Raw genomic sequence first — 14,019 nt, forward strand, 5'->3', positions numbered from 1 at the left:
ACCACTCAGCCCAATGCGTGACGTTTGGCGCAAGTGGTGCTGAGAATCTGAAGGCGCACTAGCCAGGCAGAAGATATCCCGACGCAGTGGCGATTGCCGCTTCGCCGTACGAGCGATTTTGACACAGGATCGCCAAGGGAGAAGAAAATGGCTGAAGGTCATACCAAATCAGCCGGACCGGATCTGGTCCAGGGCATCGCGTTGTCCGACCTTCCCGATGGCGGAAAGCTTGTCGGCAATTGGGGCGACGAGCAGGTGTTGCTGGTGCGCCGAGGGAACGAGGTCTTCGCCACCGCGGCGACATGCACACATTACGGCGGACCCCTCGTCGAAGGTCTTCTGGTGGGGGATACTGTCCGTTGTCCCTGGCATCACGCGTGCTTCGATTTGCGCACGGGCGAGGCCTTGCACGCGCCTGCCTTCAATCCACTCGCTTGCTGGTCGGTGGAACAGCGCGACGATCGGATATTCGTGGGCGAGAAGCGCAAGTGGACGGCGCCAAAGCCGCGCGACGGAAGCTCTGGCCAGATTCCTGGGAAAATCGTTATTGTCGGCGGCGGCGCAGCTGGTTTCGCAGCCGCCGAAACACTGCGGCGCGAGCAATACCAGGGCAGCATCGTCATGATCAGCGATGACCAAGCGCCGCCCGTCGACCGACCGAACCTCTCCAAGGATTATCTCGCCGGAAAGGCACCGGAGGACTGGATCCCGCTCCGCGGGAAGAAATTCTATTCGAAAAACAACATCGACCTGCGTCTCAATGCGAAGGCCGTTGACCTCGACCTGCGTTCCCGCGAGGTTGTCCTCGCGGATGAAGGCAGGATTCCCTACCACAGGCTGCTGCTTGCGACCGGGGCTGAACCGGTTCGACTAACCATCCCCGGCGCCGACCAGCCACACGTCCACACGCTGCGCTCATTCGCAGACTGCAAGGCGATCATCGAGCGTGCCACGGCTGCGCGGCGCGCCATTGTGCTTGGCGCCAGCTTCATCGGCCTGGAAGTTGCCGCTGCTCTGCGCTCGCGTGGCATCGACGTTCATGTCGTGGCGCCAGATAAACGGCCCATGGAGCGCGTCCTGGGGCCGCAAATAGGCGCCTTCATCCGCGCCCTCCATGAGGAGAACGGCGTTGTTTTCCATCTTGAGGACACCGCGAACAGCATCGATGGCAGCAAGGTGAAACTCAGCAGTGGCGGTACGTTGACGGCGGATTTCATCGTCGTCGGCATCGGCGTGCGGCCGCGGATCAGACTTGCCGAAACGGCGGGGTTGGTCGTTGACCACGGCGTTGTTGTGGACGCCTTTCTGGAAACGAGCGAGCCAGGGATCTTCGCGGCAGGCGACATTGCGCGGTGGCCAGATTCTCACAGCGGCGAGAACATTCGGGTCGAGCATTGGGTGGTTGCAGAGAGGCAAGGGCGAACTGCAGCACTCAACATGCTCGGCTATCGCGAGAAATTCGACGCCGTGCCGTTCTTCTGGAGCCAGCACTACGATGTTCCCATCAACTATGTCGGCCATGCTGAGCAATGGGATGAGATCGCGGTCGATGGTGACATCTCAGCCAAGGATTGCCTACTGCGCTTTAAGCGCGAAGGGCGCACGCTGGCTGTCGCTTCGATCTTCCGCGACATCGAAAGTCTGGAGGCCGAGGTGGAAATGGAGCACCGAATGGCGACCTAGCAGACGCTCTTGGACACCGGAGAGAGCGCAACCAGCATAGCGGAGCGGTGTGTCGTCGTGAGCGAAAGGAGTTCGAAACTATGTCCACTACGCAACAGGAACTTGAAACTACCAACGGTTTGCGCCCGGTTGCGCCCGCTCATTGTTCAAAGATCGTTCAGTTCGCCAGGGAGGTTGCCGGGGAAGCGTCGGATGAGACGCCGACCTCGGTCGAAATCTTCTCGGACAGCGGCCACTGGTACTGCCGGGTCCGTCGCGGCGATGAAAAGACCCGGCCGATGGGCCCCTATACCAAACAACAGGCTGAGCGGATCCAGGAGACTCGGAGAACGTTGATCGCCAAAAGAGGTACCGCTCAGATTATGTTCGAGTAGGGCGGCTACCTTCACGATCGCGCCGGCCGGCGCACTTCTCGCTACAGTGATCTTTCGCCATCAAGTTTTTTGAAACGTTGCGCGGCAGACCTCCGGCTCTTGAGGGTGGCTGCATTGTGAAACCGCGTTTCGCGGGCAGGACGTCTGTTGGCGTTTTCCCCTTGGCCGAACCGGCATTATCTCAACCCATGGAAGGAAAGCCCAATGGGCTACAAGTCAATCGTCCTCAATCTCGGCATCGACGGTATGGTCGCCCCTGTTATCAAGCTCGGTGTCGATCTGGCCCAGCGCTTCGATGCGCGCCTGATAGGTCTCGAGTGGATTTTCAGCGGGGCTACCCGCTCGCTGCTTGAAAATGATCGACTGAACCGCGTCATGTCGAATTGATCGTGATACGCAGATAGTGGAAGTGCATTGCCAAAAGCTGGCAAAACCGCGCAGGCCGTCCGGCGCTTCGGGTTGACTGCTCATCAACTATCACGCGGCTGTCAGGCGGGCTTATCGGAAGAGCACATACTTGTTATTCACCGTCCGTGGCGATCAACATCCAATTGCGCTTCGTCGACAGGGTTTCACAGGCGAACGTCCACGTGTCGATCACCTCAACGATCTGCTGGGGATCGCCAGCGACGATCGCGTCGTTGGCCGAGCGCGTAACGGTGACCACGTCGGAAACGAAGCGAACGGCAATCTCAGCGGTGCCATCCTCTTCGAGGACGCTGACGACCGTGGCTTCGCGCATGCCGATAAAGGTGAGCTGCAGCATCTCGTCCCGATCCCGGCGTCCGGCAATCGCTCGTTCGAAGATGTCGAGCACTTCCGGTCCGACAAGGCGCTTCAATGTCTGGATGTCGCCGTTTGCATAGGCCAACAAGACAATTTCATAAGCCGCCTTGGCGCCCGCCAGAAACGTGGCAGGGTCAAAACTCGGATCGCTCTTTCGGATAACGTCCAAAGGCGTGTCCCCGGAAGACGTGTTTTCGACACAGCCGGTTCGTTGCCTCGTCTGCGCATCGTCCCGTTTGGCCTTGTCTTCGCCCGAGCGCGGCAGAGGTTGGCCCCAACTGCCCAGCAAAACCCAATAAAACGCGACGATCGCAACGAGCAGTATCGCGTTGTTTGGATCTGTGGTCTCGTTCATGGCATTCTCCCGACGACGTGTCGAAGTATTCAGACGCCGATTTGTTCAGCGGATGAGCGGCAGTTTCTCCCACTGATGGAAGGGCGGCGGCGATGGCAGTTGCCATTCGAGCGTTGTCGCCCCTTCACCCCATGGGTTGGCGCCGGCCTGCCGTCTGCGGCTGAAAGCTTCCGCCACCGTGATGAAGAAGACGACAAGTCCGGCTGTTGAAATGTAGGACCCGATCGATGAGACGAAATTCCAGCCGGCGAAAGCGTCCGGATAGTCCGCAACGCGGCGCGGCATGCCGGCCATCCCGAGGAAATGCTGCGGGAAGAAGACGAGATTGACGCCAACGAACATCAGCCAGAAATGTAGCTTTCCCAGCGTCTCATTGTACATATAGCCGGTCATCTTCGGGAACCAGTAGTAAAAGCCGGCGAAGATGGCGAAGACCGCCCCCAAAGACAGCACATAGTGGAAGTGGGCGATCACAAAATAGGTGTCGTGCAACGAGCGGTCGATGCCGGGGCTGGCGACCATGATCCCGGTGACGCCGCCGATGGTGAAGAGCAGGACGAAGCCGAGAGCCCACAGCATTGGCGTCTTGAACTCGATCGATCCTCCCCACATTGTCGCCAGCCACGAAAACACCTTCACGCCGGTCGGAACGGCGATAACCATCGAGGCAAATGAGAAGTAGCGCAGAGTGTCGACTGACAGGCCGGTCGTATACATATGGTGCGCCCAAACGACAAAGCCGATCGCGCCGATCGCCACCATCGCATAGGCCATGCCGAGGTAGCCGAAGATCGGCTTTTTTGCGAAGGTCGAGATGACGTGGCTGATGATGCCGAAGCCGGGCAGGATCATGATGTAGACCTCGGGATGACCAAAGAACCAGAACAGATGCTGGTAGAGGATCGGATCGCCGCCGCCTTCGGGGACGAAGAAGGTCGTGCCGAAGTTGCGGTCCGTGAGCAGCATTGTGATCGCGCCGGCAAGCACGGGCAGCGACATCAGCAGCATGAAGGCGGTCACCAGCATCGACCAGGCGAACAAGGGCATCTTGTGCAGAGTCATTCCCGGCGCGCGCATGTTGAAGATGGTCGTGATGAAGTTGATCGCACCGAGGATCGATGAGGCTCCTGCTAGGTGGATCGACAGGATGACGAGGTCGACAGCGGGGCCGGGCTGGCCGGATGTCGATAGCGGCGGATAGAGCATCCAGCCGCCGCCATGGCCGAGCGTGCCGGGCGCCCCCGGAACGAACATCGAGGTGATGAAGAGGATAAACGACATCACCAACAGCCAGTAGGAAATGTTGTTCATGCGCGGAAAGGCCATGTCGGGTGCGCCGATCATGATCGGCACCATCCAGTTGCCGAAGCCACCGATCAGGGCCGGCATGAGCACGAAGAAGATCATGACCAGGCCGTGGGCGCTGACGACGACGTTGTAGACTGCCGGATCGGAGAAAATCTGCAAACCTGGTTCCTGCAACTCCATCCGCATCGACACCGAAAGCGCGGTGCCGAAGATACCCGCCATGATCGAGAAGATCAGATAGAGGGTCCCGATATCCTTATGGTTGGTGGAGAACAGCCACCGGACGAGAAAACGGGGCTTGTGGTCATCCAGCGATGCTGTCGGATTCGACATGGCGTCCTACCTGATCTTCATTGCAGGTGGCCGGATGGATTCAGCAACCCACGACGCTTAGGAACTGTCGTCATGAATCGGAGAGCCAGGCCCTGCCTGCGTCGTGTTCATTCATCGGTGACGATTACGTCCATCGGAATGTCGTGCGGCTGCGGATAGATGGTCTGGATCCTGCTGCCGGCGTAACCGACACCAACGACGAACGGTCGCTTCGGCATTGCCGCGAGCGTCCTGTCGAAAAAACCACCGCCGTAGCCCAGGCGGTAATTCGCGTCGTCGAAGCCGACCACGGGTGCGATCACCACATCCGGCTGGACCGAGGGTCCATGTGACGGGACCAGGATGTTCCAAATGCCGCGTTCGAGCGGGTCTCCCGGTCCCCAGACGCGGAACTCCAGAGGCCAGCCTTTCTGGATGACGACCGGAAGCGCGATGCGTCCGCCGCGCTCGATCACCTTTATTGCCCAGTTGCGGAGATCGGGCTCGCCGCGGAAAGGCCAATAGCCGCTGACGATGCGGCCGCTGACCTTGCCGATGGTGAGGTCGAGACGCGAGGCGATCTTTTCCGACTTGACCTTCCTCCCTTCGGCATCGACGGCGAGGCGTTCATCTATCAGCCGCTTGCGTTCCGCCTTGCGCCACGGGGCGACGTCGGCCCAAGCGTCCGGCTGGATCAGTTCCGTTCCGTACCTCGGAATGACTTCCTGCATGCAGCACGGTGACGACGCATATTCTCTCGTTTCGATGCGAGTGGTCTCTTTGTCAGGCATTGCACATCCTTGTTCTCTGCCGTTGACATGCAGCGGTAAGGCCACCTGCCCACTTCCCCGGAAACGTTGCGCCGTACGAAAAAGGAAGGCAAATGGAATTAAATGCTGTATTAATGCAATATTATTGCACTGAAGTTGGGAGATGCTCTGTTGGACATTGACCGCGCGCGCACATTTCTGGAGATCGTTCATTCCGGCAGCTTTCTCAGAGCCGCCGACCGGCTCCACGTCACCCAGACCACGGTAAGCGCGCGCATACGCACGCTTGAGGAAGAACTCGGACGTCAGCTTTTCATCCGGAATCGCAATGGCGCGCAATTGACGCCGGCGGGTCGGGAGTTCGAACGGTTTGCCCAGTCATTCGTCCAGATATGGGAGCGCGCCCGCCACCAGCTCGCCATCCCATCGGGGCGAACAAGCGTCGTTGCCTTGGGCGGAGAGCTCAGCCTGTGGAACCCGCTCCTGCTCGATTGGCTGGTCTGGATGAAGAAGGCCAAGCCTGAAATCGCCATCCAAGCCCAAGTCGGCGTACCTGACCAACTCCTCGAGCAGCTTAGGACCGGCGTTCTGGACATTGCAGTGCTCTATGCGCCGAAGCTGCTGCCGGGTTTCAGGGTAGAACTTCTCGTCGAGGAGCAACTCGTCCTGGTCCGGACCACGGACAAAGAGGGAGAGCCTGCCAGTTCCAGGGACTATGTCTATGTCGACTGGGGGCCGCTGTTTGCGGCCCAGCATGGTGCCAGTTCGTCTGCCTTCGGCGAGCCGGGACTGATGGTCGGCCTTGGCCCGCTTGGGCTGAGCTACATCCTGCGCGCCGGCGGCATGGGTTACTTCCGCAGAGGCGCGGCAGCTCCCCATATCGAGGCGGGGCAGCTGGAGGTCGTGGCAGGCGCGCCGGAATTCACCTATCCAGCCTATGCGGTCTATCCGGAAGCAAGCGAGACGCGAGCCGACGTGCAGGAGGCGCTACGCGGCCTGAAGCAAGTTGTGAAATGATCGTCCCTCCAGGCGCGAAGCCACGGTCCGCGTGACTGGAAGGATGGATCGCCAGGGATTGACCGACCATGCCTTATCCGTTCCACACCATCGGTCACTCGACGCGGTCGATCACCGAATTCGTTGCCCTGCTGCGTGTCGTCGACATCGCCTTGGTGGTCGACATAAGGACCGTCCGGCGATCACGGGCGAACCCGCAATTCAACAACGAGGCACTTCCGGAAAGCCTGGCAGCATTCGGGATTGGATATGAATACATTGCCGAGCTTGGCGGCCTGCGCGGCAAGGCGCACGACATTCCACCGACGCTCAACGCATTCTGGATCAACCAGAGTTTTCACAACTACGCCGACTACGCGTTGTCGGTGGAGTTCCTTGACGGCTTGAACCGGCTTGTGTCCCTCGGCAGGCAGCGGCGATGCGCCATCATGTGCTCGGAAACGCTCTGGTGGCGCTGTCACAGAAGAATCGTCGCGGACTATCTCCTTAGCCGCGGCGAGTCCGTTTTTCATCTGATGGGCCATGACAAGGTCGAGCCGGCGAAACTCACCGACGGTGTGAGGGCAAGAGCCGATGGAACGCTTGCCTACCCGCCTTCACAGCCTTCGGGATAGTCGAGCCCTCAGGCGGCCGACGGACCCGGGTCGTCGAACACGGTGTCGAAAGCCGCCATGACTTTGTTCTTCGCTTTGTCTTGCAGCTCATCGGAACGATGGACGACGCGCAGAACCGGTCCGGCCTGTCGCCATGAGGCCGCCGCTGCATTCGCAGTCAGCTTCAATCTCTCGCGCCTTGCGGCTTCGGGTTGATAGACCACTTCATGCACGGTCAGCGTTTCAAAGCCACCGTCCGCTGTCGGAATTGACATGGACTGACCTTCGGCCAGACCAAGCAGCGCCAGGCCGCGCGGATTGGTGATCGGCAAAAGCATGCCGACCAGACCGCGCATCTCGTCATGTGCGACGATGCGGGTTTCGGCAGGGCCATCGTTCACCCGATAAGCCACGCGGGTGCTGAGTGTCACGACGGTTGCCGGGATGTCTTCCCGAAACATTACAACGGCGCTCGAAATCTTCCGTTGAAGGACAGCCGAGAAGGTATCGCCGCGGGCAGGATGTCGCTCCTGCATCACTTCAAGAATCGTGTAGTCCTTGGTGGTCAGTTGGCAGCTATCGATAGTGGGCATGGTGCGTCTCCAAGTCGGGCCCGTGAAAGGGTATCCGGCGTCAAGCAATTGATCGGGTGTGGAAAGCTACCCCTGTGCCGGGCCAGGATAGGCCGGCGCAGGGGTCAGATTCCTGCGATCAGGCTGCCCGCGTGATTGAGGAGACGGATGGAAACGCCCATGTCTAGACGTCCGCCGCAATCGCCGAAGACGCTGGTGCGCGCCGATCGGCTGCATCGCCTTCCGGAGCGGGTTGGCCCACGGCAAGCACCGACAGTTCGTGCCGGCGCCCATCGCGCGCGGTCCACATGATCGACTGTCCGGCCGAGAGGCCGATCAGGGCCGTGCCGATCGGCGTGAGGATTGAAACCTTGCCTTCGGAGATATCCGCATCGCCAGGGAAAACCAGCGTGACAGTTTTCGCGTCGCCCGTGTCAGGCTTGAACGTCACCGACGAACCCATCTGGATGGTGCCGGCAGAAACCGAACCATCGGCGACGATACGCGCGCGCTCGAGTTCGGCGAGCAGGTCATCGGAAGCCTCCGGATTGCGTGCGGCCACGGTGCTCGCAATCGCCGACAGACGCGCATGGTCCGACTGCGAGATACGGATGTTAGGCTTGCGCCGGGTTTTCTTGTTGTCTTGCATTTGAATACTCATGTTTCTGCCTCGCGTCCGGGACCCGCCAAGGGATCGTCGACGGTAGTCAGTGCGACGGAAATTTATTGCTGAATGCGTCGATGCTGCAGGGACCGATGCGACCCTGCGCCAATGTCACATGTCGATTTTACATGTTCACCCCTCGGCTCGGGGCGCGCATGGCAGCCGAGCCGGGGGTTACGATCCCGCTATGGGGCAAACCCGGAAAAGAAAATCGCAAAGAGTTTTAACAGCGGCGTTCATACGGCCATAGTTGGGGAAGCAATCCCGGAAGTCAAGGCAGTCGCCTCGGCGGTATCAGTCTTGAGCTATTCGGCGCGAGCGCCGAGCAACGTGTTTATCACCAGCTCTCTTCCAGTCCTGTTTATACCAGTCCCGCGCGGTCTCTCTTCCGCAAGCCCGAGGAAGACAAGGCGTTCGGCCAATGCTTTCGATAGAGCCGGGTAGGGCCCGCGATTCATGCGCTTAAGCGCTGTCTGCTCCTCCTCGGTAAGATCACCCCACATGACCGTCATGACGGCCTCCTGCCTGCATCTGGGCCGGATTGTCCCGGCGACGGCCTACTCGCGAATTCACTGAGCCGGAAGACTTTGAGCCTATGGAACGGCATCCATACCGACAATGCCGCCTTCATTCTCCAGAACGCCGATCCGCTTGACTTCCGAGCGGTTGAGTTTCAGGCGAACGCCGATACCGCCGCCGTTCTCGGCGATGAAAACGGCGCCGGCGTTTTCAAGCGCGGTTTGCAGCGTATCGCGGACATCCTGGCCGGGAAGACTGATCCGGCGTTCGAATTCCTCGATTGTCAACGCATCCACGCCTGAATTGCCGGCGAGCTTTTCACGGGTCCATTCGACCAGCGCGCGAGCGGCACGGCATTGAGCACCAGTGATCATCGTAAAATCTCCTGCTACCGCTTTCGTGGCCGAAGTCGCCGCTTGCTGAAAGCCAAGACACTCCGGGGTACGATGGCTTAACCCAATCAAAAATGCATATCGAATTCGAAAAGGGAAGGGCTGCGCCACTCGCCGAAATCGAAATTCTGGTGCAAAATATTTGTGTTAAAGCGGCAATAAATTTCGTTTGTCTTGCAGATAAGGATGAGTGAAGCTCGTGCGTAGCGAAGTTGACAGATTGGGTGCCGTCTTAACGCCGGGGGAACTCTTGGCGATATCGCGTGGAGGGCACCTTGGGCTCGGCGATGATGATAATGGACAGGCTTGAACACGATTTCGGCAGAATACTTTCCGGCAGGAACTTTCAGCGTCATGTGGTCGGGCGAATGGTATCTGCCAGCCGCCCCGACATAGATGGCCGCGGCCCAATCATTCCTTCGGATGACAATACCCTCAAGACACGGCTGCGCGAGGAACTGCTCCTGCAAGCACAGACCCGGCTGCCGATCACCTATGCAAGACTGGCCGAGAGCATGGTTGGTTCGGACGCGACAGGCGTGATCCGGGATGCACTCGAACAACTGATGGACGACGATGCGGACGAAGGCCTGCCATTTCTTGCGGCTGTTGCCGTGAAGGCGCTCGAACCTGGTTTGCCCGCTCCCTGGTTCTTCCGGAAAGCCGAGGAAATCGGGCTGTTCGCTGGCGATCCGGCCAATCTGGAAGCCTATGCTTTCCATGCAAGGGAGTTCTATCGCGCGATCCACCTCCATGCTGGCAACGGGCAAGGCTCTGGAACGACCTTGCCGCCGGTTCTGCCATCTGCTGGCAGGTGAAGGAGAGCGAAATGCTGATTGCCAAGGACGTCATGACGTCACCGGTCATCGCGGTGGGGCCGGACAGTACGGTGGACGAGGTCGCCGATATTCTTCTGTCGCATGGGATCAGCGCCGTGCCGGTGATCGATCGAGGTGCGCTACTTGGCATCGTGAGTGAAGGAGACCTGATCCGCCGGGCGGAGATCGGTACAGCGCCGCAGGGCCGTTCCTGGTGGCGTCATTTTTTTTCCAACAACGCGGTTCAGGCGGAAGGCTATGTCAAGTCTCATTCCGAGCATGTGATCGACGTCATGACACAGCCGGTCGCGACGGTGGTCGAGAGTACACCAGTCGCCGAGATCGCACCCCTGCTTGAACACAATCGGATCAAGCGTGTTCCGGTGCTCCGCGGCGGCCAGGTGGTGGGGATCGTCAGTCGCGCCAATCTGGTGCGGGCTCTGGTCGTCGCCAGGAAAGGTTGGCGCGCACCAGTCCCGCATGACGACAGCAGTATCAGGCTGGAGATTATTGACGCCTTGCGATCCGAATCATGGCCGTCGACCGGAAGTGCGGACGTGAGCGTGACCAACGGCGTGGTCACCTTCTGGGGAGCTTACCTGTCGGAGCAAGAGCGGAAAGCTTCGCTTATTCTGGCTGAAAACACCGCTGGCGTACGGGCTATCGATGATCACCGTATTCCTCTCGATATGACCTACGGCATGGTCTGAAGGGCCGGATGACCGCTGGACCAGGTATGCCGTTGACGCAGACAGCCCCGATTTCCGAAGAACAGATTCGACTGCTCGTCGACTCCTTCTATGGCAAGATCCGCGCCGACGCGGATCTCGGGCCGATTTTCGAGCGCGTCGTTGTCGGCGATCAGGAAACGCATCTGGCGAAGATGTGCGATTTCTGCTCATCGGTGATGCTGACCACCGGGTACTACAAGGGAGGTCTCGTCGCGGTCCGCAAGCACATGGGTGGGTTGGAGATCGGTCTGTTCGACCGGTGCCTCGCCTTGTTTGGTGACAGCTGCGATGAATTGCTGGACAGCGAGACCGCAGGGCTCTGTTGGCTGAAGGCCGCCCACATAGCCGAAAGTTCGAAGCTGCTCTTGCTATGTCGCCCCGACCAGCCATGGCTGAGAAACGCCGCATGACGTTTGTGGTCACTGACAATTGCATCAGATGCAAATACATGGACTGCGTGGAAGTCTGTCCCGTTGACTGTTTCTACGAAGGCGAGAACATGCTCGTCATCCATCCCGATGAATGCATCGACTGCGGCGTCTGCGAGCCGGAATGTCCGGCGAAGGCCATTTTTGCCGATACCGCGCCTGGTCTCGACGATTGGCTCGCGCTGAATGCTGAGTATGCGTCAGTGTGGCCCAACATTGCGATCAAGCGTGATCCACCCGCCGACGCCAAGGCGTTCGACGGCGAAGCGAACAAATTGGCGAAATATTTCTCGCCGGAACCCGGCCTGGGTGACTGATCAAATGAACGCATATGCGCACCAGCCGTCGCCTCTGTATCTGGGCATCGACACCGGCGGCACGTACACCGATGCCGTGCTATGGTCGGAATCCGCAGGCATCGTGGCCAAGGCCAAATCGCTGACCACGCGGCACGATCTTGCCGAGGGCATCGCCGGCGCCGTCGACGCTGTTTTGTCCGAGGCTGCCATCGAACCCGGCGCGATCAAGCTCGTCTCGATGTCGACCACGCTCGCAACCAACGCGCTCGTCGAGGGGCAGGGCGGACGGGTCGCGCTGGTGATGATCGGCTTCGCTGAAGCCGATCATGCCCGGAACGGATTGTCAAAAGCCCTCGGCTCCGATCCCGTGATTTTTTGCCCGGGCGGACATGACGTCCACGGAGATCCGCGTCAGTTGGTGCTGGACGCTCTTGTGGCTGCGCTGCCGTCTCTCGCCGACACCGTTTCAGGCGTCGCCGTGGCCTCCTATTTTGCGGTTCGCAATCCCGAACATGAGATCGCGGTACGTGACGTCATCCGCGAGCGTACCGGGCTTCCGGTGACCTGTTCGCACGAACTGTCGTCGAAGCTCGGCGGCCCGCGTCGGGCGCTGACCACGCTTCTCAATGCGCGGTTGATCTCGATGATCGATCGCCTTGTCGACGCCACCGAGGGCTTTCTCACAAGACGCGGGATCGTCGCTCCGCTCATGGTCGTGCGCGGCGACGGCGCGCTCATTACCGCTGAATTCGCCCGCGCCCGGCCGATCGAGACCATCCTGTCAGGACCTGCGGCAAGCCTGGTGGGGGCGCGGTACATGACCGGCATCGATGACGCGGTGGTGTCCGACATCGGCGGCACCACAACCGACATCGCTGTTCTCGACGGAGGCCGCCTGCGGCTCGATCCGGAAGGCGCTACCGTCGGCGGAATGCGAACCATGGTGGAAGCCGTCGCCATGCGCACCTTTGGCCTCGGTGGAGATTCGGAAGTCTCGCTTCATGAGCAGTCGCTGACTTCGACAATCGTCCTGGGGCCCCGTCGGCTCGTGCCGCTGGCGCTGGCCGCGGTGAAGCACGACGATGCCATATACAAAGGCCTCAAGCGGCAATTGCTCAGCCCTAACACCAGCCGGCTGGACGGCCGTTTCGCGTTGCGCACGGGTGTGCCCGAGCGTCTAGCTGCAGGCCTGACGGTTACCGAGGCGCGGCTCTATGCTGACATTTCGGCAGTTCCCGCCGCGCTCGATCGGCTGCTCGTGTCGACGTCACAGGTCGCAACACTCAATCGCCTGGTTGCACGTGGTCTGGTGCATATCGCGGGGTTCACGCCCTCTGACGCGGCCCACGTGCTCGGCCGGCAAGGGAATTGGGATCCTGTCGCGGCTCGACTGGGCGCCGAATTGTTCGCACGCAAGCGCGACGGCCAGGGGCATCGTATCGCCAAAGGCGCAGAAGCGTTTTCCGAGATGGTTCTCACTGCGGTGACCCGGCGTTCCGCCGAAGCAATTCTTGAAACCGTTTTTGCCGAGGACGGGCTGGATGGCGGCGTCTCCGTTGCCAATCCGCTGGTTCAGCGCGCGGTTGGCCGGCGAGGCGGCATGGCGCGGCTATCAATCGCACTCGACCGGCCGGTGATCGGCCTCGGAGCTTCGGCATCGCTTCACTACGCTGGATTGCCGCCGATTATCGGCAATGCGTGCAAGATTGCTGAACACGCCGACGTCGCAAATGCGTTGGGTGCCGTCGTCGGGCAGGTGCGGATGTCTGCGGAAGCGCGCGTCAGTCAGCCTGAGATCGGGCTTTTCCGTCTCAATTCCGGCGAGCGGCTGGACGACTATGACACCGAGGACGAAGCAATGGCTGCCGCCGAATCCCACATTCGTGCCTTGGCGGCGGGCCTTGCGGAGCGCGCCGGGACCGATCAGGCGCGGATCGAAATCGCACGGGACATAAGGGTTGCTACAATCGAAGGCGAGCGCAGTTTCGTCGAAGCCATTGTCGTCGCGACAGCCACCGGGCGGCCGCGCATCGCGTCCTGACGCAGATCAGTGCCGCGTTTGCAGGTATGGTCCGCCCGTCACGCGCGCTGGAGCGCTTCGCCGAAGACCGATGCAGGCCTGGCAATCAATACTCAGCACGCCAGCGGTGCTTCGCAGGGGGGTACATGTGCCGTCGACCGCCAGCATATCGTCGCCGACGCGTACCAGGACCACCAGCTAACCGGTGGCATGGGCATTATCGCAATTGCCACAATGAACACACCTACAGCGATGTCGGGGTCCGTTTCCACGGTCTGTTGCAATGCCATCTCGGTTCTCCTTCACGATCCTGACGGCGTAGGTTGATCATGCGCCGGACGTAAAATTGGATGCAACGCTGTTCGAAAAGTTCCCAGG

General features: G+C 60.3%; 16 protein-coding genes and 1 pseudogene. 10 read left to right on the forward strand and 7 right to left on the reverse strand.

The window, feature by feature from the left end; all coding sequences use genetic code 11:
• The first annotated feature begins 147 nt into the window (after positions 1 to 147).
• The 3 genes from GA829_RS32550 to GA829_RS32560 all read left to right on the forward strand — a co-directional run bounded on the left by GA829_RS32550 (position 148) and on the right by GA829_RS32560 (position 2,444).
• Positions 148 to 1,683 (forward strand): FAD-dependent oxidoreductase, encoded by a 1,536-nt coding sequence (locus tag GA829_RS32550; protein WP_195179955.1) that lies wholly within the window; start codon positions 148 to 150, stop codon positions 1,681 to 1,683.
• An 80-nt stretch (positions 1,684 to 1,763) separates the two neighbouring features.
• On the forward strand, positions 1,764 to 2,057 hold the full coding sequence (locus tag GA829_RS32555) for a hypothetical protein (RefSeq protein WP_195179956.1): 294 nt from the start codon (positions 1,764 to 1,766) through the stop codon (positions 2,055 to 2,057).
• Between the two features lie 204 nt (positions 2,058 to 2,261).
• Positions 2,262 to 2,444: a hypothetical protein gene (locus GA829_RS32560; protein WP_195179957.1), complete on the forward strand. Its 183-nt coding sequence runs from the start codon at positions 2,262 to 2,264 to the stop codon at positions 2,442 to 2,444.
• Between the two features lie 133 nt (positions 2,445 to 2,577).
• Here the strand turns inward: GA829_RS32560 and GA829_RS32565 are convergent, their stop codons facing one another.
• The 3 genes and pseudogenes from GA829_RS32565 to GA829_RS32575 form a co-directional block, all read right to left on the reverse strand.
• Complete coding sequence (locus tag GA829_RS32565; protein WP_195179958.1) at positions 2,578 to 3,198, reverse strand: Tim44/TimA family putative adaptor protein; 621 nt, start codon at positions 3,196 to 3,198, stop codon at positions 2,578 to 2,580.
• 45 nt (positions 3,199 to 3,243) lie between these two features.
• Positions 3,244 to 4,809: pseudogene (gene ctaD, locus GA829_RS32570) on the reverse strand (cytochrome c oxidase subunit I); the annotation flags it as partial.
• Between the two features lie 137 nt (positions 4,810 to 4,946).
• Complete coding sequence (locus GA829_RS32575) at positions 4,947 to 5,549, reverse strand: 5-formyltetrahydrofolate cyclo-ligase (RefSeq protein ID WP_258052423.1); 603 nt, start codon at positions 5,547 to 5,549, stop codon at positions 4,947 to 4,949.
• Positions 5,550 to 5,759: 210 nt separating this feature from the next.
• Here GA829_RS32575 and GA829_RS32580 point away from each other — a divergent pair, with 210 nt between their 5' ends.
• Together GA829_RS32580 and GA829_RS32585 are read left to right on the forward strand one after the other, a co-directional pair.
• Positions 5,760 to 6,605, forward strand: a complete 846-nt coding sequence (locus tag GA829_RS32580) for a LysR family transcriptional regulator (protein ID WP_195179960.1) — start codon at positions 5,760 to 5,762, stop codon at positions 6,603 to 6,605.
• A 68-nt stretch (positions 6,606 to 6,673) separates the two neighbouring features.
• Positions 6,674 to 7,219, forward strand: coding sequence for a DUF488 domain-containing protein (locus GA829_RS32585; RefSeq protein ID WP_195179961.1), 546 nt, complete (start codon positions 6,674 to 6,676; stop codon positions 7,217 to 7,219).
• 8 nt (positions 7,220 to 7,227) lie between these two features.
• Here GA829_RS32585 and GA829_RS32590 read toward each other — a convergent pair whose 3' ends face one another.
• The 4 genes from GA829_RS32590 to GA829_RS32605 all read right to left on the reverse strand — a co-directional run bounded on the left by GA829_RS32590 (position 7,228) and on the right by GA829_RS32605 (position 9,456).
• The gene (locus tag GA829_RS32590) at positions 7,228 to 7,791 is read right to left on the reverse strand and encodes a nucleoside-diphosphate kinase (protein WP_195179962.1); all 564 of its coding nucleotides are present in this window, start codon (positions 7,789 to 7,791) and stop codon (positions 7,228 to 7,230) included.
• Between the two features lie 163 nt (positions 7,792 to 7,954).
• Positions 7,955 to 8,419 carry a nucleoside diphosphate kinase regulator gene (gene rnk, locus GA829_RS32595; RefSeq protein ID WP_195179963.1) on the reverse strand — a complete coding sequence of 155 codons (465 nt, stop codon included), beginning with the start codon at positions 8,417 to 8,419 and terminating at the stop codon, positions 7,955 to 7,957.
• Between the two features lie 320 nt (positions 8,420 to 8,739).
• The gene (locus GA829_RS32600; protein WP_195179964.1) at positions 8,740 to 8,946 is read right to left on the reverse strand and encodes a hypothetical protein; all 207 of its coding nucleotides are present in this window, start codon (positions 8,944 to 8,946) and stop codon (positions 8,740 to 8,742) included.
• An 81-nt stretch (positions 8,947 to 9,027) separates the two neighbouring features.
• Positions 9,028 to 9,456, reverse strand: coding sequence for a helix-turn-helix domain-containing protein (locus GA829_RS32605; protein ID WP_308462355.1), 429 nt, complete (start codon positions 9,454 to 9,456; stop codon positions 9,028 to 9,030).
• Positions 9,457 to 9,620: 164 nt separating this feature from the next.
• Here GA829_RS32605 and GA829_RS32610 point away from each other — a divergent pair, with 164 nt between their 5' ends.
• Genes GA829_RS32610 through GA829_RS32630 form a run of 5 tightly spaced genes read left to right on the forward strand, consistent with a single transcriptional unit; the run spans position 9,621 to position 13,662 of the window.
• Positions 9,621 to 10,163, forward strand: coding sequence for a hypothetical protein (locus GA829_RS32610; protein ID WP_195179965.1), 543 nt, complete (start codon positions 9,621 to 9,623; stop codon positions 10,161 to 10,163).
• An 11-nt stretch (positions 10,164 to 10,174) separates the two neighbouring features.
• Positions 10,175 to 10,873: a CBS domain-containing protein gene (locus GA829_RS32615; protein ID WP_195179966.1), complete on the forward strand. Its 699-nt coding sequence runs from the start codon at positions 10,175 to 10,177 to the stop codon at positions 10,871 to 10,873.
• 8 nt (positions 10,874 to 10,881) lie between these two features.
• The gene (locus tag GA829_RS32620) at positions 10,882 to 11,304 is read left to right on the forward strand and encodes a group III truncated hemoglobin (RefSeq protein WP_258052390.1); all 423 of its coding nucleotides are present in this window, start codon (positions 10,882 to 10,884) and stop codon (positions 11,302 to 11,304) included.
• Complete coding sequence (gene fdxA / locus GA829_RS32625) at positions 11,301 to 11,639, forward strand: ferredoxin FdxA (RefSeq protein ID WP_195179967.1); 339 nt, start codon at positions 11,301 to 11,303, stop codon at positions 11,637 to 11,639. The genes GA829_RS32620 and fdxA overlap by 4 nt, the downstream gene beginning before the upstream one ends.
• Before the next feature lie 4 nt (positions 11,640 to 11,643).
• Positions 11,644 to 13,662: a hydantoinase/oxoprolinase family protein gene (locus tag GA829_RS32630; protein WP_195179968.1), complete on the forward strand. Its 2,019-nt coding sequence runs from the start codon at positions 11,644 to 11,646 to the stop codon at positions 13,660 to 13,662.
• Positions 13,663 to 14,019: the final 357 nt, after the last annotated feature.

The organism is Mesorhizobium sp. INR15 (genome assembly GCF_015500075.1).
GTDB lineage: Bacteria > Pseudomonadota > Alphaproteobacteria > Rhizobiales > Rhizobiaceae > Mesorhizobium.